This is a genomic window from Variovorax sp. GW458-11-26-14-LB1 (assembly GCF_059423965.1).
The window spans coordinates 7,501-26,813 of the sequence record NZ_JBWKYW010000051.1 but is presented as its reverse complement, the minus strand read 5'-3'; the positions used below and the strand labels follow the sequence as shown (position 1 = coordinate 26,813).

Genomic DNA, 19,313 nt, shown 5'->3' with positions numbered 1-19,313 from the left:
CTGCTTTCTCTGCCCGTGTCCTTTCGTTTTCCCCTTCGCGTGCTGGCCACGCTGCTGCTGGCGCTGGCCGCCGCACTCGCCTGTGTCGCCCTGCACACCCCGCTGCCCTGGATGATCGGCCCGCTGTTCGCGGTGTCGCTGGCCTCGATCGCGGGCCAGCCGACCGCGAGCCACACGCCGCTGCGCAACCTGGGACAGTGGGTCATCGGCACCGCGCTGGGCCTGTATTTCACGCCGCAGGTGGTGACGCTGGTGGCCGGCGTGTGGTGGGCGATCCTGCTGGCCATCGGCTGGGCGCTGCTGCTGGGCTGGGCGTTCGGGCGCTGGCTGCACCGCGTGCATGCGGCGCGCATGCCGCATGTGCCGGCGAAATCCATGAGAGCCACGACTTACTTCGCAGGCGCCATCGGCGGCGCTTCGGAGATGACGCTGCTGGCCGAATCGGCCGGCGCGCGCACCGACCTGGTGGCCGCCGCGCACAGCCTGCGGTTGATGGTGGTGACCGTGACGATCCCGTTCGCGATGCAGTGGAGCGGGCTGCACGGGCTGGAGATCAACCCGCCCGGCGTGCGCGAGGTGAACCCGGCCGGGCTGGCCCTGCTGGTGCTGGCCACCGGCGTGGGCGGGCTCGTGATGCGGGCGCTGGGCCGCACCAACCCGTGGTTCATGGGGCCGCTGCTGGTGGCGATGGGCTTCACGGTCGCGGGGCAGTCGCTGTCGGCGGTGCCGACCTGGCTGTCGAACACCGCGCAGCTGGTGATTGCCGTGAGCCTGGGCGTGCGCTTCAGCCGCGAGTTCCTGCACACGGCGCCGCGCTGGCTCGGCTCGGTGGCGCTGGGCACGGTCGGCATGCTGGTGCTGTGCGCCGGCGCGGCCTGGCTGCTGGCCGAGGCGACGGGGCTGCATCCGGCCACGATGATCCTGGGCACCTCGCCCGGCGGCATCGCCGAGATGTCGATCACGGCCAAGGTGCTGCAGCTGGGCGTGCCGGTGGTCACGGCCTTCCAGGTGTGCCGGCTGGTGGCGGTGCTGCTGATCGTGGGGCCGATGTACCGCTGGACCGAGCGCTGGGGCGCCTAGGCAAAGAAAAAGCGCCCCGCGGGGCGCTTTTTTCGTTCGGGCGGGCAGGGCGCTCAGTGCACCAGCACCGGCGTGTGCGCCAGCTCGGCGTAGCCTTCGAGCGTGTCCTCGACCTCTTCCTGCGTGGGCGTGTTGAGCTGCCAGGCGGCGATCTGCTGCTGGAACAGTTCGGCCCAGGAGCCGTCGAGGTACACCTCCTTGCCAGAGCGCTTGTCCACGATCTCGAAGCCGTGGCGTTCCAGCACGGGGCCGTTGGGCGTCGTGCTGGGCTCGTCGCCGTCGTTCGGCTGCACGTGCACGACGACGAAGGACTCGGAGTCGTAAAGCATGTTCATGGCGGGCCCTGTGAGGATGTCGATGGCGTTCATGGGGGTTAGATAGCAATCAACGCGCCAGTTTCAAGAACAGTTGTCGTCGCGCCGTTGATATGTGAGTCTTTTTGCCTCAATTGGCGGGCGCTTCGGGTAGGGGTTTGCGCAATTGGGCGTCAGCAAAATCGCCGTTTGCCTCGGTCTGGCGGATGCGCACGGGCAGGTAGCCGTAGCGCGGCGCCAGCCAGAGCTCCAGTTTCCGGTCGAAATCCTTGCGCGGCGTGCGGGTGAGCTTGCGCGTGGTGAAGTCGCCGGCCGGCAGGCTCAGCTGTTCCTCGTCGCCGACCTCGAAGACCCAGACATCGCCGTCGCGCACGCCCACCGTCTGCACCGAGATCCGGGTGCCGGGCGGGTAGCGCCCCGGGCTGGCCGCCAGCAGGCCGCCCAGCTGCATCATCACGCTCATGCGGTCCTGCGCGCCGGGCTGCAGGGGCACGGAGGGGGCGTTGTTGCTGAAAATGATCTGCCCCTGGTCGCGCGCGAAATGCGAGGCCACCTCGGCCTTGCGGCTTTCCGAGTAGCGCTCGGGTTCCAGGCCCGAGGGGCCGATCTTGCCGGTGCTGTGCCAGTTCAGCAGGGTGAAGAACACCGCCTTGAGCGTGAGCCGCCCGTCGTAGCGGCTGCCGTCCTGCAGCCAGACCAGCTCGCCGAACACGCCGCGCTGCGGCGAGGCGCCCTTCTGGCCCGTGGCCTCGAAATCGAGCGTGACCGAGCCCGGAATCCGCAGCGCCTGGGTGCCGGCGATGGTGCCCGAGGCGCCGCTGCCGGCCGTGGTCGTGCCGCCCTGCGTGCCACCGGCCGTGGTGCCCGTGGCGGCGGCCGGGGCGCTGGCCGGTGTCTCGGGGGCGGTTGCTCCTGAATCTGTAGCGGCCTGCGCGGTCTGGTCGGGCGTTTCGGGCGGAGGCGTCTGGGCCGGCGCGTCCGGCACGGGCGCCGGGGCCGGCTTGGGGCGGGGCACCGACGCCTCGCGCGGACGCCGGGGCTTGGCCGGTGGTGGCGGCTTGGCCGCGACCGGCGCGGCGGCCGGTGCAGCCGGAGCTTCCGCCGCGGGCGGCGCGATCACGATCGTGCGCGTGATGAACTTGCTGGCCAGCGGCGAGGGCTCCGGCCCGATGGCCATCGGCGCCAGCCCGAGCAGCAGCAGGTGCGCCAGCGCCACCGCCAGCGTCAGCCCCGCGAGCGCGCGCCAGGACGGGCGCCCGGGCAGGCCCAGGGACAGCGGTGGGGGCGCGACGTGCGTCGACATGGGTGTGTGGAGTGGGTTGCGGCGCCGAGGTTCACGAAGTCCACTCGGTACACTGCCGCCCGTTCAACCAGTTTAGTGGGCGCGGCGCCGCGCCCTTTTTCTTGCTCACGCCCGCACCATGAAACTCGCCACCCTGAAGGACGGCTCGCGCGACGGCCAGTTGGTCGTCGTCTCGCGCGACCTCACGCTCGCCCACTACGCCACCGGCATCGCGAGCCGCTTGCAGCAGGTGCTGGACGACTGGGGCTTCATGAGCCCGCAGCTGCAGGACCTGTACGACGCCCTCAACCACGGCCGCGCGCGCCACGCCTTTCCCTTCGACCCCGCCCAGTGCATGGCGCCGCTGCCGCGCGCCTACCAGTGGGCCGACGGCTCGGCCTACCTGAACCACGTCGAGCTGGTGCGCCAGGCGCGCAACGCCGAGGTGCCCGAGAGCTTCTACACCGACCCCCTCATGTACCAGGGCGGCAGCGACGACTTCCTGGGCCCGGTCGACGACGTGATCGTGCCCAGCGAAGCCATGGGCATCGACTTCGAGGCCGAGATCGCCGTCGTCACCGGCGACGTGAAGATGGGCGCCACGCCCGACCAGGCGCTCGACGGCATCCGCCTCGTGATGCTGGCCAACGACGTGAGCCTGCGCAACCTCATCCCGGCCGAGCTGGCCAAGGGCTTCGGCTTCTTCCAGAGCAAGCCCGCCACCGCCTTCAGCCCCGTGGCCGTCACGCTGGACGAGCTCGGCGAGGCCTGGCAGGACGGGCGCGTGCACCTGGCGCTGCAAAGCAGCTGGAACGGCCGCAAGGTCGGCCTGTGCGACGCCGGCCCCGAGATGACCTTCCACTTCGGCCAGCTCATCGCCCACATCGCCAAGACCCGCAACGTGCGCGCCGGCAGCATCGTGGGCAGCGGCACCGTGAGCAACAAGGGCGTCGAGAAGAACGGCCGCATGGAATGGCCCAAGGGCTACTCGTGCATCGCCGAGAAGCGCTGCATCGAGACCATCCAGGACGGCGCGCCCGCCACCGACTTCATGAAGTTCGGCGACACCATTCGCATCGAGATGAAGGGCCTGGACGGGCGCTCGCTGTTCGGCGCGATCGACCAGGAGATCGTGTCGACGGCGGGGCGGCCGGTAGAGGCGCCGGTGTCGCTCACCAAGCCGCAGGCCGGAACCGACACCGGCACCGCGCCGGCACCCGCCGCCGGCGACTGAGACCCTGTCGGGGTTTCTCCCCGTTCGGCTGGCCGGAAGCCCCCGTTCCGCAAAGCCCAACCCTGCGCGGCGGGCGCTGCCTAGGATGCAGCGATCCGTTCACTGCAAGGAGACAGGTCCATGGGCATGCCGAAGCTGGCGGGGCGCGCGTTGTGCGCATGGGGGGTGATGGGCATGGCGCTGGCCGGGCAGGCCGCCGCCCAGAAGCTCAGCGACGACAAGGTGCGCGTGGGCGTGCTGTCGGACATGTCGGGCCTGTACGCCGACACCGCGGGGCGCGGCTCGGTCGAGGCCGCGCGCATGGCCATCGAGGACTTCGGCGGCAAAGTGCTCGGGCGGCCCATCGAACTGGTCTCGGGCGACCACCAGAACAAGGCCGACATCGGCGCCTCGCTGGCACGCACCTGGTACGACCGCGACGGCGTCGACGCCATCTTCGACATGAACAACTCGGCCGTGGCGCTGTCGGTGGTCAACCTGGCCCGTGAGCGCCAGAAGCTGGCGATCAACACCGGCGGCGCCTCGGTGGCGCTCACCAACGAAGCCTGCGCGCCGACCTCGGTCCACTACACCTACGACACCTATGCGCTGGCCAACGGCGCCGCGCAGGGCGTGAGCCGCCAGGGCGGCAAGACCTGGTACCTGATCGGCGTGGACTACGCCTTCGGCAAGGCCATGGCCGCCAACATGACCGAGTTCGTCGGCGAGCTGCAGGGCAAGGTGATCGGCAGCGTGTTCCACCCGCTCAACGCGAGCGACTTCTCGTCGTACGTGCTGCAGGCGCAGGCCTCGGGGGCCGACACCATCGCGCTGGCCAACGCCACCAGCGACACGGTCAATGCCGTCAAGGCGGCGCGGCAGTTCGGCGTGTCGCCCAAGCAGCGCGTGGTGCCGATGCTGATGTTCATCAACGACGTCCATGCGCTGGGCCTGGCGCAGGCGCAGGGCATGACCTTCGCCACCGGCTTCTACTGGGACCGCACGCCCGAGTCGCGGGTCTGGGCGCGGCGCTACTTCGAGCGCATGAAGAAGATGCCCTCGATGATCCAGGCCGGCGCCTACTCGGCGGTCACGCACTACCTGAAGGCGGTGCAGGCCGCGGGCACCGACGACGGCGCCACCGTGGCCGCGAAGATGAAGGCGATGCCGGTGAACGACTTCTTCGCGCAGGGCGGCACGATCCGCGCCGACGGCCGCATGGTGCACGACATGTACCTGGTGAGCGTGAAGAAGCCCGCCGAGTCGAAGTACCCGTGGGACTACTACACGGTGCTGTCCACGATCCCCGGCGACAAGGCCTTCCAGCCTTTGTCCAAGAGCAAGTGCCCGCTGGTTGCCGCAGCGAAGTCCTGATGAACTGACCGCCCGACCGAACCGAAGGAGTCCCCATGAAAGTCCGTGCCGCCGTCCTGCAGCGCCTCGGCGCCCCCGCGCCCTATGCCCAGAGCCGACCGCTCGAGATCGAGGAGGTCGAGCTGGCGCCGCCCGGCCCCGGCGAGGTGCTGGTGCGCATCGCGGCCGCGGGGCTGTGCCACTCGGACCTGTCCATCCTCAACGGCGACCGGCCGCGCCGCACGCCGATCGTGCTGGGCCACGAGGCGGCCGGCGTGGTCGAGGCGCTGGGCGAGGGCGTGACCGACCTGGCGCCGGGCGATCACGTGATCCTGGTCTTCGTGCCGAGCTGCGGCCATTGCGCGCCCTGCGCCGAGGGCCGGCCCGCGCTGTGCGAGCCGGGCGGTGCGGCCAACGTGGCGGGCACGCTGCTGGGCGGCGCGCGGCGGTTGTCGTACCGCGGCGAGCCGATGGACCACTTCGTGGGCGTGTCAGCCTTTGCCGAGTACGCGACGGTGTCGCGCCGCTCGCTGCACAAGATCGACCGCGAGCTGCCGCTGGAAATTGCGGCCATGTTCGGCTGCGCGGTGGTGACGGGCGTCGGGGCCGTGGTCAACACCTCGCAGGTGCGGCCGGGCCAGACCGTGGCCGTGGTCGGGCTTGGCGGCGTGGGGCTGGCCGCGCTCATGGGCGCGCTGGCGGCGGGCGCCGCGCGCGTGATCGCGGTCGACCTGGCGCAGGACAAGCTCGACTTCGCCCTCGCGCTGGGCGCCACCGACAGCGTCAACGCCAGCGACCCCGACGCGGCCAAGCGGCTGCGCGACATGACCGAGGGCGGCGTCGACCATGCGCTCGAGATGGTGGGCTCGGCCAAGGCGCTGGAGTTCGCCTACAAGGTCACGCGCCGCGGCGGCACCACCGTGACCGTGGGCCTGCCCGCCGCCATCCAGACGCTGAACACGCCGGTCTGGCACCTCGTGGCCGAGGAGCGCACGCTCAAGGGCAGCTACCTCGGCAGCTGCGTGCCGCGGCGCGACCTGGGGCGCTTCATCGCGCTGTACCGCCAGGGCAAGCTGCCCGTGGACCGGCTGCTCACCGGGCGGCTGAAGCTTGAGGAGATCAACGAGGGCTTCGACCGCCTGCAGCGCGGCGAGGCCATCCGGCAGATCGTCACGATGCCGTGACGGCCGCAGGCATCGCGCCCCGCAGCAACTCCTTCTGCGTCCGAATCCCCAACCGCCGGAACGCCCGGTACTGATGCGTGCGCACCGTGCTGAGTTCCACGCCCAGCACGCGCGCCGTTTCCTTCGCCGTGCGGCCCGCCATCAGGTGGCCGATCACCTCGCGCTCGCGCAGGCTCAGCGTCAACAGCCGCGAGGCGAGGGTGGGCGCGGCCGCCTCGTGCACGGCCGCCGCGCTGCGGCTGTGGGCGCTGGCGGCGTCGGCCAGCAGGGTGGCGTGGGCGGCGACGACGCCGAAGTCGGTGTCGCCGAACTCGGGTTGCGCCAGGCTGCGGTAGAAGCTCACGGCCACGCGCTGGCCGCTCGGGCGCAGCAGCAGCACCGAGCTGCGCTCGCGGATGCCCACGTCGCCGTAGCAGGCGGCGCGGTAGGCGGGGTCGGCCACCTCGTCGCCGTGCTGGTGGCCCATCCACAGCTGCGCGCGCTTCGGCAGCTTGCGCGCGGCCAGCCACGCCATGTGGGGGTCGAGCCGGTCGTAGCGCTGCGCCACGTAGCGCTCGGCGGTGCGCTCGGCCGTGTGGCCGTAGCTGCTGGCGGCCGAGACGGTCTCGATGCGGCCGGTGGCGTCGACGCCGAACACGGTGCAGAAGGTGACGGGCATCACGCGGTGCATCGCCGCCAGGCAGCTGGCCGCCAGGTGCGGCGTGCCGATGCCTGCCAGCACGTCGCCGACGACGGCCGCCGACAGCCGGGCGTCGGCGGCAGGGTGGAGGCGCCAGCGTTTCATGGGTTTCGAAGGGGGGCTAGGGTAAATACCTCCTACGAAGTTATGACATTGGCGCGGGCGGTGCATCGGGACAATCCCGTTCCATGACCACCACCCGTACCGCCGACGCCGCCACCGGCCCCGTGCCGCCGCCAGCCAGCGCGACCGCGCTGCCGCCTTCGGTCGGCGCCTTCCACTACACGCGCTTCGCGCCCCGGCTGCCGACGCTCGGCGCCGACGGCATGGAGCCCGGCCGCCACCCCGTCGTGATCGCGGGCGGCGGCCCCGTGGGCATGGCGCTGGCGCTGGGGCTCGCCAACCACGGCGTGCGCTGCGTGGTGCTCGAGGCCGACGACACGGTCTGTGTGGGCAGCCGCGCGGCCTGCATCTCGCGCCGCAGCCTGGAGATCGTCGAGCGCCTGGGCGCGCTGCCGGCCTTCATGGGCAAGGGCCTGCCGTGGAGCGTGGGGCGCAGCTTCTACAAGACGGCCGAGGTGTTCCGCTTCGAGATGCCGCAGGCCGCGCAGCAGAAGCTGCCGCCGATGATCAACCTGGAGCAGTACTACATCGAGCAGTACCTGCTGGACGAGATCGAGCGCCGCAATGCCGCGACGCCGGGGCTCGTCGACATCCGCTGGGGCACCGAGCTCACCGCGCTCGCGCAGGACGAGGACGGCGGCGGCGTGACGCTCGACGTGCGCAACGCCGAGGGCGCCTACCGCCTGCGCGGCCAGTGGCTCGCGGCCTGCGACGGCGGCCAGAGCTTCGTGCGCAAGTCGCTCGGGCTGGCGCTGGAGGGCACGGGCTACGAAGGCCGCTACGTGATCATCGACATCGAGCTGCACAGCAACCACCCGACCGAGCGCCGCGCCTGGTTCGACCCGCCGTGGAACCCCGGCTCGACCGTGCTGATGCACCGCCAGCCCGACGACATCTGGCGCATCGACTACCAGCTGCGCGCCGGCCAGAGCACCGAAGACGCGCTGCAGCCCGCGGCGGTGGCCGAGTTCGTGCAGCGTCACCTCGACGCCATCGGCGAAGGCCACCTGCCGTGGAAGACGGTGTGGACCTCGGTCTACCGCGCCGGCGCGATGACGCTCGACAGTTACCGCCACGGCCGCGTCGTGTTCGCGGGCAACGCGGCACACGCGATGCCGATCTTCGGCGTGCGCGGTCTCAACTCGGGCTTCGACGACGCCGACAACCTGGCCTGGAAACTGGCCTTCGTGGCCCAGGGCCTGTCGGGCCCGGCGCTGCTGGATTCGTACTCGCAGGAGCGCATCGCGGCCTTCCACATCAACGCCGAGAGCGCGATGCGCAGCACCGAGTTCATGTCGCCGCCTTCGCGCGGTTTCGACCTGCTGCGCGAGGCGGCGCTGTCGCTGTCGGAGGCGCACCGCGGCATCGCGCAGCTCATCAACCCGCGCCAGACGCAGGCCGTGCGCTACGACGGTTCGGCGCTGTCGAGCACGGGCGATGCGCTGCCGGCCGGCCCGCTGCCGGGCGAGGCGATGCCCGAGCAGCCGCTCGCGCAAGGCCATCTGACCGACTGGGTCGGCCCGGTGTTCACGCTGCTGGTGCTGCAGCCGGACCTGGCGTCGCTGCCCGACGCCGACATCGCGCACGCGCAGCAAGGCGCCTTGCCTTTCGAGGTGCGCACCATCGGCAGCCTGGGGAGCAACGACCGCACCGATGCGCGGGTGTCCCCCGCCGTTTTCGCCGCGCTCGGCGCCGGCGATGGCGCCGTCTACCTGCTGCGCCCCGATGGCCACGTGGCCGCGCGCTGGCATCGCCTGCCGGCCGGCGCGCTTCCCGCCGCGCTGGCGCGCGCGGCTGCCGCCACTTCACAGGACACTCCCGCATGACGACCTCCGCCCCCTCGCTCCACCCCGACGCCCGCGACCGCCTGTACGCCGAGTGCGCGCGCGCCATCACCGAGGCCGGCGCCGAGCGCGAATCGCTGTTCCTCGCGCGGCTCGCGCTACTGCTGTTCGAGCAGGTCGGCGACGAGGCGCGCTGCCGCGCCGCGCTGGCCGACGCGTTGCGCGCGCTGCCCGTACCATCGCTGTCCGCTTCCGAACAAAAAACAGGAGATTGATCTCATGGATCGCCGCACCCTTCTCGCCACGCTCGCCTCCGGCGCCGCCGTGGCCGCAGCCCCCTTCGCCCACGCACAGGACTACCCCGCGCAGCTCATCAAGTGGGTCGTGCCGTACCCCGCGGGCGGCGGCACCGACGTGATCGCACGCGTGCTGGCCGAGGCCATGCGCCAGACGCTGGGCCAGCAGATCGTGGTCGACAACCGCCCCGGCGCGTCGACCAACATCGGCGCCGACCTGGTCGCCAAGAGCAAGCCCGACGGCTACACGGTGCTGTCGGCCGACAACGCCGTGCTGGCCTTCAACGAGCACCTGTTCAGCAAGCTGCCGTTCAACCCCGAGAAAGACTTCACCTACATCGGCGCCATCGGCAAGTTCCCGCTCGCGCTGGTGGTGCACCCGGACTTCCCGGCCAAGACCTTCAAGGAGTTCCTGGCCTACGTGAAGGCCAACCCCGGCAAGGTCAACTACGCGTCGCCCGGCAACGGCTCGCCGCACCACCTGGCGATGGAAATGTTCAAGGCGCGCACCGGCACCTTCATCACCCACATCCCGTACCGCGGCGCGGCGCCGGCCATGGCCGACGTGATGGGCGGCCAGGTGCCGTGCATGTTCCTGGACCTGGCCTCGGGCCTGCCGATCATGCAGGGCAACAAGGTGCGCGTGCTGGCCATCGGCTCGGGCGCGCGCAGCAAGCGCCTGCCCGACGTGCCGACGCTGGCCGAAGTGGGCGTGCCCAACACCGAGGTGTTCGCGTTCCAGGGCATCCTGGGCCCGGCCGGCCTGCCGGCTGCCGTGGTGAACAAGCTCAACAGCGACCTGAACAAGGCCTTCAGCACGCCGGCCGTGCAAAAGCGCTTCGACGACTTCGGCATGGAAGCGATGCCCGGCACGCCGGCGCAGTTCGCGGCGTTGTCGCGCGCGGAATCGAAGCGCTGGGGTCCGATCATCAAGCAGGCCGGCATCAAGCTGGACTGATGCCGCCCAGGGGCGTTCGTCCTAGCGGGCGAATGCTTTTCGCGAGCCGTCTTCGAAGACTTCGTCGTCGCGCTGCAGCTCGCCGTTCTCGTCCCAGCTGCGTTCGCGCGTCACGCGGCCCTTGTCGTCGAAGCTCGACTCGGCCAGCAGCTCGCCCTTTTCATTGAAGCGCTGGTGCGTGCCCACGGGCACCTGCCGGCCGCGCCCCGGCGCGAGGTAGCGGCCCTGCGCGGCGCGCTGGCCGCTGTCGTAGAACTCGGTCACGTCGACCGTGCGCTCGCTGCCGGCGCCGCTGTAGACGGCCTTGCTGCGCGGCTGGCCGTTGAGGTGATAGCTGTCGTCGCTCAGGGGCTCGCCCGCGGCGTTCCAGCGCTGGTCGCGCACCAGCGAGCCGCGGTCGGAAAACTCCTGCTCGCGCTGGCGGATCGACGAGCGCCCGACCAGCAGCCACACGGTTTCGCGCCGCTTCACGCCCTCGGACGAAAAACTGCGCTCCACGCGCCGGTTGCCGCTGGTCTCGTCGACCACCGACGGCTTGCCGTTGTCGTAGAACTCCTGCGTGCGCACGCGCTTGCCCGCCTGGTACGACAGCCGCGAGCGCAGCGTGCCGCGCGCGTCGAACAGGTCGACGTTCGACGGCCCGCCGGTGAAGCCGCACAGCCTGGCATCGTCGGCCACCGGCGCCAGCACCGGCGCCTCGGCACAGCGCAGCATCGACATCTGGCCGCGCTCGGTGAACTCGACCATGGCGCGCTCGGTGCCGCGGTCGGGGTAGAAGGTGGCGCGCCGCAGCTGGCCGCCGGGGTAGAAGCTGCGCACCAGGCCGCGCTCCTGGCCGTCGTCGTACATGGCGTCGCGCAGCACCTGGCCACCGGGCGCGAACTCGCGCGCGCGGCCGTGCATGTTGCCCTTGGCGTTGATGGTGTGCTCGCGCGCGAGCTTGCCCTTTTCATAGAAGCGCACCAGGCCCATGAAGACGCCGTTCTGCACCTGCTGCTCGCGCTGGAGCTCGCCGGTGCCGCGGTCCTTGCAGCGCATCAGGCCGGTCTTGCCGGCGGTGCTGTTGCCGTCGGCCGGGCTCACGCGCTGGCCGTTGAGCTCGCACTCCTGCTGCGCATGGACCGTCGGGGTACCCAGCAGCGCGGCCAATGCGATCGCGGCCGGGCCGAGGAGGGACGCGGCCGCCCGGGGCGCCCGAAGATCGGAAGCGGGCGGGCGCAGGGTCACTTGTCGTAGAGCGTGTCGAGCGAACGGAAACCCTTGACCTCGATCGGGTTGCCGAAGGGGTCGCAGAAGAACATCGTCCACTGCTCGCCCGGCTGGCCTTCGAAGCGCACCTGCGGCTTCAGCACGAACTCGGTGCCGGCGGCTTCGAGGCGCCCGGCCAGCGCCTGCCAGTCGGGCAGCGCGAGCACGATGCCGAAGTGCGGCATGGGCACCATTGCGTCGCCGACGCGGCCGGTGCGGGTGGTGGCGAAGGGCTCGCCCCGATGCAGCGAGATCTGGTGGCCGAAGAAGTCGAAGTCGACCCAGGTGTCGGTGCTGCGGCCTTCGGCGCAGCCCAGCACGTCGCCGTAGAAGCGGCGGGCGCCGTCCAGGTCGCGCACGTGGAAGGCAAGGTGAAAGATGCTTTGCATGGTTTTGGATTATGGGCAGCGGTGCTGTGAGAATGCCGGACTTTCTTTCAATCATGGAGCTCGCCTTGCGGATACTCCGAGCCCTCGTCGCACCGCTGCGCCTGCTGTCGCGCGGCACCGACCGGCCGGCGCCCCAGCGCCTTCTTGCACGTCTGACCCGCCAGGCCTTCGCGGCCGTCGGTGGTTGTTTCATCGCGGTCGCGGCCCACGCCGCCGCCTGCCCGCCCTCGGCCATCGCGAGTCTCGAGAAGCCCGGCATCGGCCTGCGCAACGGCATCGACCGCGGCCTGCTGTGGCGCATCGAGCGCGACGGCCGCACCTCGTGGCTCTACGGCACCCTGCACCTGGGGCGCGGCGAATGGGTGCGTCCCGGCCCGACCGTGCAGAAGGCGCTGGCGCAGAGCGACACGCTCGCGCTGGAGCTCGACTCGCGCGACGACGCCACGGTGCGCGCCCTGAGCCAGCCGGCCGACCCGGCCGCGGTGGCGCGCGTGCTCAGCGGCGAACGCGCCCGCCGGCTCGAGCGCCAGAACGCCGAGGCCTGCGTGCCGCCGGGCTCGACCGCCCGGCTGCCGCCCATCCTGCAGGTGACGGCGCTGACCGCGCTGGCGGCGCGCGCCGACGGGCTGTATGCGGAGTTCGGCGTCGACGAGACGCTGGCCGTCTCGGCGCGCAACAGCAACAAGCCGATCGTCGCGCTCGAGAACGCGGCCGACCAGCTGCGCTGGCTCACCGGCGGTTCCGAAGCCGAGGAGGCCGAGCAGATCGACGCCATGCTCGACGAGCTCGAATCGGGCCGGCTGCGCGGCCAGCTCAAGACGCTGGCCGATGTCTGGGCGCGCAGCGACGCGGCCCGGCTGGCGCGCTACGCCGAGTGGTGCGAGTGCCTGAACACGCCGGCCGAGCAGCGCCTCATGAAGCGCCTGCTCGACGACCGCAACCCCGGGCTGGCCGACGGCATCGAGCGCTTGCACGCGGGCGGGCGCAGCGCGTTCGCCGCGGTCGGCGCGCTGCACATGGTCGGCGCGCAGGGCCTGCCCACGCTGATGGTGGCGCGCGGCTTTCGCGTGACGCCAGTGCTCACCGAGGCGCAGGCGCAGCAGGCGCTGCCGATGCCGGCGCTCGCCGCGCCCGAGCCGCCAGCCCGCAAGGCGGTGCGCGGTGGCAAGAACGTCAAGGGGCAGAAGGCGGTCAAGGGCACGGGCCAGAAGGCGACCGCGAAGAGCGGGGCCAAGCCGACCGCCAAAGCCGCTGCCGCGCCGAAAGGCAAGGCCGCACCCCGTGCCGCCCCCAAGGCCACCAACAGCAAAGTGCGCCGATAATCGCGACCGCCATGCACACGTTGCGCCCCCACCCCCGCCTGATCGGCCGCCTCGGCCGCTGGGTGCTGCTGTGGTTCATGCTGTCGCTGGGCGTGGCGGTGGCGTCGCCGGTGGTGCATCCGCAGGCGATGGAACTGGTGTGTTCCGGCGCCGGCACCATCAAGGTGGTGGTGCACACCGAAGATGGCGTGCAGGACATGGGCGCCACGCACATGGACTGCCCGCTGTGCGTGCTGACCGGCGCACCGCCCCCGCCGCCCGTGGCGGCCGCGTTCGATGCGCCCCTGCCGCTGGGGCGCGTGCTTCAACCCATTCCCGCCGCGCGCCATGCCGCGGCCACGGCCGCGCCGCTTCCGGCCCGTGGGCCTCCGCGTTCCGCCTGAGCGATCAGCAACAGCGCTGTCTGTCGGTGCACCCCGGGTGCGCGCAGGCAGTCCCTTTGGCTTGAAGTTCGTGGAGCCGGTTCCCCATGAAGCAGCACTCCCGCGCCCTGGCGATCGCCATGGCATTTCCCTTCAGCGCGCCGGTGTGGGCGCAGCAGCAAACGCCGCCGGACGTTGATCCGCCGGAGGCCGGCGCTGCGGCCGCCCCGGGCCGCACGCTGGGTACCGTCACCATCAGCGGCGGCCGGCCGACCTCGCTGCCGACGCAGATCCCCACCACCATCGAAGGCGTGACCGCCGAGCAGATCGCCGAGACGGTCAACGCGACCGACGCCGAAGACGCGCTCAAGTACCTGCCGAGCCTGCTGGTGCGCAAGCGCTACATCGGCGACTTCAACCACGCGGTGCTCGCCACGCGCGCCTCGGGCACGGGCAACAGCGCGCGTGCGATGGTCTACGCCGACGGCATCATGCTGTCGAACCCGCTGGGCAACGGCGCCACCTTCGCGCCGCGCTGGGGCATGGTGTCGCCCGACGAGATCGAGCGCGTCGACGTGCTCTACGGCCCGTTCTCGGCCGCCTACCCGGGCAACTCGGTGGGCGCCGTGGTCGACTACGTGACGCGCATGCCCACGCAGCTCGAGGCGCACGTCAAGCTCAGCGGCTTCACCTCGAACTTCGACCTGTACAACAGCCATTCGTCGCCGGGCGGCCAGCAGCTCGACCTGTCGCTGGGCAGCCGCAGCGGCGACTGGTCGTGGTGGCTCGGCGCCTCGCGCACCCACAGCAAGGGGCAGTCGCTGTCGTTTGCCAACCGGCTCGTGAGCGCCGGCACGGTGGGCAGCGCGGGCACGCCCGTCACCGGCGCGGTGCTCGGGCTGAACCCGTCGAACCAGCCATGGTGGCTGCTGGGCGGCATCACCGCCTACGACACGACCCAGGAGCAGGCCAAGCTCAAGCTGGCCTACGACTTCTCGCCCACCGTGCGCGCCACCTACACGCTGGGCGCCTGGCACAACACCACGCACGGCAGCACCGACACCTACCTGCGCGATGCGCTCGGCCAGCCGGTGTACGGCGGGCGCGTGAACCTCGGCGGACGCACCTACAACCTGGACGCACCGGCGGCGGCCTTCGCGCCGACCGAGACGGCGCTCACGCACTACATGCACGGCCTCTCGGTGAAGAGCCACACGGGCGGCGTGTTCGACTGGGAGGTGGCGGCGAGCCTGTTCGACTACGCGAAAGACACCTCGCGCACGCCGACCACGGCACTGCCGGGCGCCTTCTACGGCGGCCCCGGCCGCACCACCGACATGGGCGGCACCGGCTGGCACACCTTCAAGGCCGCGGGCACCTGGCGGCCCACCGGCTCGGCCGAAGGCGTGGGCGCGCATGTGGTCGACTTCGGCGTCCAGCAGGACACCGCACGGCTGCGCAGCGCCATCGGCAACACGCGCGACTGGACCGGCGGGCCGGCCGTGTCGCCGTTCTCCGCCTTCAACGGCAACACGCGACTGCGTTCGCTCTACGTGCAGGACACCTGGCGCTTCGCCAAAGACTGGAAAACCACGCTGGGCCTGCGCCATGAGCGCTGGGAGGCGTACGGCGGCCAGCTGGGCAACGCGGCGCGGCTGCTCGACTTCGCGCCGCGCAAGAACAGCTTCGTCTCGCCCAAGGCCGCGCTCGCCTGGCAGGCCACGCCCGACTGGCACTTCAAGGCCTCGGTCGGCCGCGCCGTGCGCATGCCCACCGTGAGCGAGCTCTACCAGGGCTCGATCGAGGGCAACCGCATCGTCAACACCAACCCCGAGCTGCGTCCCGAGCGCTCGTGGACCGCCGAGCTGAGCGCCGAGCGCGACCTCAAGCGCTGGGGCGTCGACGGCGTGCTGCGCACCACGCTGTTCTTCGAGCACACGAAGGACGCGCTGTACACCCAGGCGCTCACCAACCTCGTGAGCACCGTGCAGAACGTCGACGCCATCCGCACGCGCGGGCTGGAGGTGGCCATCAACACGGTCGACGCGGGCATCCAGGGGCTGGACCTGGGCGGCAGCCTCACGCTGACCGATTCGAAGATCACCGCCAACCGCGGCTTCCCGGCCAGCGTCGGGCGCGACCAGCCGCGCGTGCCCAAGGTGCGCGCCTCGCTGCTCGCCACCTACCGGCCCGATGCGAAATGGAGCTACACCGTCGGCGCGCGCTACAGCGGGCGGCAGTACGGCACGCTCGACAACAGCGACCCGAACGGCATGGCCTTCATGGGCTTTTCGAAGTTCTTCGTGGTCGATGCGCGCATCCGCTACCGCATCGACCGCCAATGGAGCGCCGCCGTCGGCATCGACAACCTGAACAACCGCACCTACTGGGCCTTCCACCCGTACCCGCAACGCACCTTCGTGGCCGAACTCAAGTTCGACCTCTGACCCTCACTTTTTCCTCTCCAAGGACACCCGCCATGACGAAGCCTTCGACCCCCACTTTCCACATCCTCGCCGCCTGCGCCCTGCTGGCCGGTGCCGGCGTCGCCGGCGCCCACGTGAGCTTGCCCCCGGGCGGCGCCACCGTCGGCAGCGAGTACAACGCCGCCTTCCGCGTCGGCCACGCCTGCGAAGGCGCCAAGGCCACCACCGGCCTCGCGGTGCGCCTGCCCAAGGGCTTCGTGCTCACCGACGCCCAGGCGCGCAAGGGCTGGAAGCTCGATGCGCCCAAGGCCGGCAGCGCCGAAGGCGAAGTGCGCTGGACGGCAGAGACGCCGCAGAACGCGTTGCCCGGCAGCGAGCGCGGCGAGTTCGTGCTGCGCGGCAAGGTGCCCGCCACGCCGGGCCCGCTGTGGTTCAAGGTGCGCCAGGACTGCGACGTCGGCAGCGTCGACTGGGCCGAAGTGCCCGCGTCGGGCAGCGCCACGGCCGGCCTGAAGAAGCCCGCGGCCAAGCTCGACGTGGTGGCGCAGGGCGTGGCCACGGTCGACGTGCGCGACGCCTGGGTGCGCCAGTCGGTGCCGGGCCAGAGCGGCACGGGTGCCTTCATGAAGCTCACCGCGCCCACGGGCACGAAGCTGGTCGGCATCTCGACGCCCGCCGCCGGCGTGGCCGAGGTGCACGAGATGAAGATGGAAGGCGACACCATGCGCATGCGCGAACTCGCGGGCGGCCTCGAGCTGCCGGCCGGCAAGACCGTCGAGCTCAAGCCCGGCGGCTACCACGTGATGCTGATGGACCTGAAGGGCGCCATGACCAAGGGCGCGACCGTGCCCATGACCCTGAAGTTCGAGGACGCCAAGGGCGCGAAGACGACGCTGGAGCTGAAGCTGCCGGTCGGTGCGCCCGAAGGCGCCGCTGCTGCCGCGCCCGCGGCGGGCGGTGCGCACCAGCACAAGCACTGACCCCGACGGGGTCTGGCCGGACCGTCAGAGCAGCTGGTCCGGCGCCAGCGGCCCGAACAGCCGCAGCAGGAAGCGCAGCGTGGCGCTCGCGTCGGGCTCGGTGTCCGTGTCCTGCAGGCCGCTGCCTTCGGGCGCGTGCCACACCAGCGTGCCCTGTGCGAGCTCGACATGCCAGGCGCGCTCGCGCATGCCGCGCTCGATCTGCTCGGCCGCCATGCGCGAGAGTTCGCCGCTGCGGATCAGCAGCGCGATCTCGGTGTTCTGCAGCTGCGAGCGCAGGTCGAGATTCATCGAGCCGACCACCAGCAACCGGCCGTCCATCACCAGCACCTTGGAGTGCAGCATCGCGCGCGATTCGCCGCTGACGCTGCCCGCGCCGCTGCCGCCCGAGGAGCCGAACACATTGCCGAAGTCGGCCTGCTCGCTGCGCAGCTCGTAGAGCTCCACGCCCGCGGCGAGCAGCGCCTTGCGGTGGCGCGCATAGCCCACGTGGGCGATGGGTGCGTCGTTCGAGGCCAGTGAATTCGTCAGCACCCGGATGCGCACGCCCCGCGCGCGCGCCGCGGCAAAGGCCTGCTGCATGTCGGGGCCGGGCACGAAGTAGGGCGAGATGATCAGCAGGTCGGTGCGCGCCTGGCCGATCAGGTGCAGCAGGCCTTCGACCACCGTGTCGCCGCTGGAGGCCAGGTCGGCCAGCGCGGTGGCGCTGCGCGAGGGCAGCTCGGGCCGACTGACCACGAGGTCGGGGTTGCGCACCGCGCCGGGGCCGCTGTCGGCCGGGATCTTGCCGGGCGCGTCGGCCAGCATCAGGGCCGGGGCCCAGACGAAGGCGGCGCTGCGCAGATCGAGCGGCTTCTCGTCCCAGGCGCGGGCCCGCTGCTCTGGCGTGGGGCCGGCGCCGGGGCGCGGCTCGCCGTCCGGGGGCTTGGGCTGGTTGCGCGCTTCGGCCGCTTCGTCGCTGAGTTCCTGGTCGATGCGGCGCGCGCGGTCGCGGATGCGCTGGAATTCCTCGCGCGAGACCAGCGACTGCACGGGGTAGGCGCGTTCGTTGTTCCAGTAGCTGTCGAAGCTGCGCGAGAGGTCCTGCACGATCGGGCCGGCCGCCAGCACGTCGACGTCGACGAAGTTGCCGGTGATGGCATTGCCGAAGTAGGCGTCGCCCAGGTTGCGCCCGCCCGTCACGCCCATCACGTTGTCGGCCAGGAACAGCTTGTTGTGCATGCGCTGCTGGATGCGCGAGACCTCGCCGATGGCGTTGAGCATGCGGTTGAAGCCGGTGCCGCGCGAACCCGCGAGCGGGTTGAACAGGCGCATCTCGATGTTCGGGATGAAGGCCAGGCCGAGCACCAGCGCGTCGCGGCCGATGGTGTGGAAGTCGTCCAGCAGGATGCGCACCCGCACGCCGCGCTCGGCCGCCGCGCGCAGCCCGCGCACCAGCCGGCCCGTGCTGGCGTCGGCGTGGATGGCGTAGTACTGCAGGTCCAGCGTCTTCTGTGCGTTCTCGATCAGCGCCAGCCGGCTGCCGTAGGCCGCCTGCGGGCCGCCCAGCAGCAGGAAGCCGGAATCGAAGCGCGCCTTGTCGGCGTTGCGGCGCTCCCGCAGCAGCGTGGCCAGCGCCGTGCCGTCGGGCGAGGCGAGCGCGGTCGAGACCGGGCGGTCCACCTCCTTCGGCAGCTGCGCGCAGGCGCCGAGCACCAGGAGGGCCAGCAGCGCGATGCTGCGGCGGACCAACGCGTGGAAGGAAGAAGAAGGCATGCGGCGGGGTCTTTCCGGGGGGCTTGGGAAGGCGGTGCCGCATGTATAGCCGAGTTGGCGCCCGCCGTGGGTGGGACGGGCGGCCAACCGGCGCAGGAAGACGGCGCTCAGCGCCCGGCGCCGAGTTCTTCCTGGCGCTCCAGTGCGGCGAGCAGTTCGTCGTCGATCTTGGCGTGGCGCTCGCTCAGCTCGACCGCGCGCGAGGCGTCGCTCGCGTAGATGGCGCCGCCGTCGAGTTCGAGCATCTCGCTGATGCGCTTCTGTTCGGTTTCGAGGGCTTCGATTTGCGCGGGCAGGGCTTCGAGTTCGCGCTGCTCCTTGTAAGAGAGCTTCTTGCGGGGACCGCCGGTGGGAGCTGCGGCGGGTGCAGCCGCGGGCGCCGGTGCGGCGGCTGGAGGCGGCGGTGGCGCCGACGCGAGGCGCTGCTCGGCGATTTCGCGTGCGCGCTTGGACTGGATCAGCCAGTCTTCCACGCTGCCCTCGTACTCGCGCCAGCGGCCGTCGCCCTCGAAGGCGATCGTGCTGGTCACCACGTTGTCGAGGAAGGTGCGGTCGTGGCTCACGA

The 19,313-nt window shown here is 71.4% G+C and carries 18 protein-coding genes (1 of these 18 running past the window's edge); 11 read left to right on the top strand and 7 right to left on the bottom strand.

From position 1 onward, the window contains the following. The first annotated feature begins 15 nt into the window (after nucleotides 1–15). Nucleotides 16–1,080, top strand: a complete 1,065-nt coding sequence (locus AC07YS_RS25905) for an AbrB family transcriptional regulator (RefSeq protein ID WP_492687246.1) — start codon at nucleotides 16–18, stop codon at nucleotides 1,078–1,080. A 53-nt stretch (nucleotides 1,081–1,133) separates the two neighbouring features. On the opposite strand, the gene AC07YS_RS25900 is transcribed toward AC07YS_RS25905, so the two are convergent. Further along, nucleotides 1,134–1,415: a BTH_I0359 family protein gene (locus AC07YS_RS25900; protein ID WP_062478455.1), complete on the bottom strand. Its 282-nt coding sequence runs from the start codon at nucleotides 1,413–1,415 to the stop codon at nucleotides 1,134–1,136. A 109-nt stretch (nucleotides 1,416–1,524) separates the two neighbouring features. Further along, the gene (locus AC07YS_RS25895) at nucleotides 1,525–2,697 is read right to left on the bottom strand and encodes a DUF3108 domain-containing protein (RefSeq protein WP_492687245.1); all 1,173 of its coding nucleotides are present in this window, start codon (nucleotides 2,695–2,697) and stop codon (nucleotides 1,525–1,527) included. A 118-nt stretch (nucleotides 2,698–2,815) separates the two neighbouring features. Here AC07YS_RS25895 and AC07YS_RS25890 point away from each other — a divergent pair, with 118 nt between their 5' ends. From AC07YS_RS25890 to AC07YS_RS25880, 3 genes are all read left to right on the top strand, one after another. Beyond that, the gene (locus AC07YS_RS25890; RefSeq protein ID WP_495269037.1) at nucleotides 2,816–3,910 is read left to right on the top strand and encodes a fumarylacetoacetate hydrolase family protein; all 1,095 of its coding nucleotides are present in this window, start codon (nucleotides 2,816–2,818) and stop codon (nucleotides 3,908–3,910) included. 126 nt (nucleotides 3,911–4,036) lie between these two features. Beyond that, a complete protein-coding gene (locus tag AC07YS_RS25885; RefSeq protein ID WP_495269042.1) occupies nucleotides 4,037–5,263 on the top strand; it encodes an ABC transporter substrate-binding protein in 1,227 nt (408 codons plus the stop codon). Between the two features lie 35 nt (nucleotides 5,264–5,298). Continuing rightward, the gene (locus tag AC07YS_RS25880; protein ID WP_070063846.1) at nucleotides 5,299–6,426 is read left to right on the top strand and encodes a zinc-dependent alcohol dehydrogenase family protein; all 1,128 of its coding nucleotides are present in this window, start codon (nucleotides 5,299–5,301) and stop codon (nucleotides 6,424–6,426) included. Here AC07YS_RS25880 and AC07YS_RS25875 read toward each other — a convergent pair. Next, nucleotides 6,413–7,210 carry a helix-turn-helix transcriptional regulator gene (locus tag AC07YS_RS25875; RefSeq protein WP_492687243.1) on the bottom strand — a complete coding sequence of 266 codons (798 nt, stop codon included), beginning with the start codon at nucleotides 7,208–7,210 and terminating at the stop codon, nucleotides 6,413–6,415. The two genes, AC07YS_RS25880 and AC07YS_RS25875, sit on opposite strands and share 14 nt — an antisense overlap. 83 nt (nucleotides 7,211–7,293) lie before the next feature. On the opposite strand from AC07YS_RS25875, the gene AC07YS_RS25870 reads away from it, so the two are divergent. Genes AC07YS_RS25870 through AC07YS_RS25860 form a run of 3 tightly spaced genes read left to right on the top strand, consistent with a single transcriptional unit; the run spans nucleotide 7,294 to nucleotide 10,266 of the window. Further along, a complete protein-coding gene (locus AC07YS_RS25870) occupies nucleotides 7,294–9,054 on the top strand; it encodes an FAD-dependent monooxygenase (RefSeq protein WP_492687242.1) in 1,761 nt (586 codons plus the stop codon). Next, nucleotides 9,051–9,287, top strand: a complete 237-nt coding sequence (locus AC07YS_RS25865) for a hypothetical protein (RefSeq protein ID WP_095746954.1) — start codon at nucleotides 9,051–9,053, stop codon at nucleotides 9,285–9,287. The genes AC07YS_RS25870 and AC07YS_RS25865 overlap by 4 nt, the downstream gene beginning before the upstream one ends. Nucleotides 9,288–9,291: 4 nt before the next feature. Next, nucleotides 9,292–10,266, top strand: coding sequence for a Bug family tripartite tricarboxylate transporter substrate binding protein (locus AC07YS_RS25860; protein ID WP_062482864.1), 975 nt, complete (start codon nucleotides 9,292–9,294; stop codon nucleotides 10,264–10,266). A gap of 21 nt (nucleotides 10,267–10,287) precedes the next feature. On the opposite strand, the gene AC07YS_RS25855 is transcribed toward AC07YS_RS25860, so the two are convergent. Both AC07YS_RS25855 and AC07YS_RS25850 read right to left on the bottom strand, forming a co-directional pair. Continuing rightward, nucleotides 10,288–11,487, bottom strand: coding sequence for a toxin-antitoxin system YwqK family antitoxin (locus tag AC07YS_RS25855; RefSeq protein ID WP_492687288.1), 1,200 nt, complete (start codon nucleotides 11,485–11,487; stop codon nucleotides 10,288–10,290). Nucleotides 11,488–11,489: 2 nt separating this feature from the next. Then, nucleotides 11,490–11,903 carry a VOC family protein gene (locus AC07YS_RS25850; protein ID WP_159274653.1) on the bottom strand — a complete coding sequence of 138 codons (414 nt, stop codon included), beginning with the start codon at nucleotides 11,901–11,903 and terminating at the stop codon, nucleotides 11,490–11,492. A 65-nt stretch (nucleotides 11,904–11,968) separates the two neighbouring features. On the opposite strand from AC07YS_RS25850, the gene AC07YS_RS25845 reads away from it, so the two are divergent. The 4 genes from AC07YS_RS25845 to AC07YS_RS25830 all read left to right on the top strand — a co-directional run bounded on the left by AC07YS_RS25845 (nucleotide 11,969) and on the right by AC07YS_RS25830 (nucleotide 16,993). Next, nucleotides 11,969–13,225 (top strand): TraB/GumN family protein, encoded by a 1,257-nt coding sequence (locus AC07YS_RS25845; RefSeq protein WP_492687241.1) that lies wholly within the window; start codon nucleotides 11,969–11,971, stop codon nucleotides 13,223–13,225. A gap of 11 nt (nucleotides 13,226–13,236) precedes the next feature. Beyond that, nucleotides 13,237–13,608 carry a DUF2946 family protein gene (locus AC07YS_RS25840; RefSeq protein ID WP_492687240.1) on the top strand — a complete coding sequence of 124 codons (372 nt, stop codon included), beginning with the start codon at nucleotides 13,237–13,239 and terminating at the stop codon, nucleotides 13,606–13,608. Between the two features lie 86 nt (nucleotides 13,609–13,694). Next, on the top strand, nucleotides 13,695–16,034 hold the full coding sequence (locus AC07YS_RS25835; RefSeq protein WP_492687239.1) for a TonB-dependent receptor: 2,340 nt from the start codon (nucleotides 13,695–13,697) through the stop codon (nucleotides 16,032–16,034). 32 nt (nucleotides 16,035–16,066) lie between these two features. After that, nucleotides 16,067–16,993 (top strand): copper chaperone PCu(A)C domain-containing protein, encoded by a 927-nt coding sequence (locus AC07YS_RS25830; RefSeq protein WP_495269038.1) that lies wholly within the window; start codon nucleotides 16,067–16,069, stop codon nucleotides 16,991–16,993. Between the two features lie 24 nt (nucleotides 16,994–17,017). Here AC07YS_RS25830 and AC07YS_RS25825 read toward each other — a convergent pair whose 3' ends face one another. Both AC07YS_RS25825 and AC07YS_RS25820 read right to left on the bottom strand, forming a co-directional pair. Next, complete coding sequence (locus AC07YS_RS25825; protein ID WP_495269039.1) at nucleotides 17,018–18,748, bottom strand: phospholipase D family protein; 1,731 nt, start codon at nucleotides 18,746–18,748, stop codon at nucleotides 17,018–17,020. A gap of 107 nt (nucleotides 18,749–18,855) precedes the next feature. Next, on the bottom strand, nucleotides 18,856–19,313 hold the 3' portion of the coding sequence (locus AC07YS_RS25820; protein ID WP_495269040.1) for an ATP-binding cassette domain-containing protein. The gene runs 1,444 nt beyond the window's last position; only the last 458 of its 1,902 coding nucleotides appear in the window; the start codon falls outside the window, past its right edge; the stop codon is at nucleotides 18,856–18,858.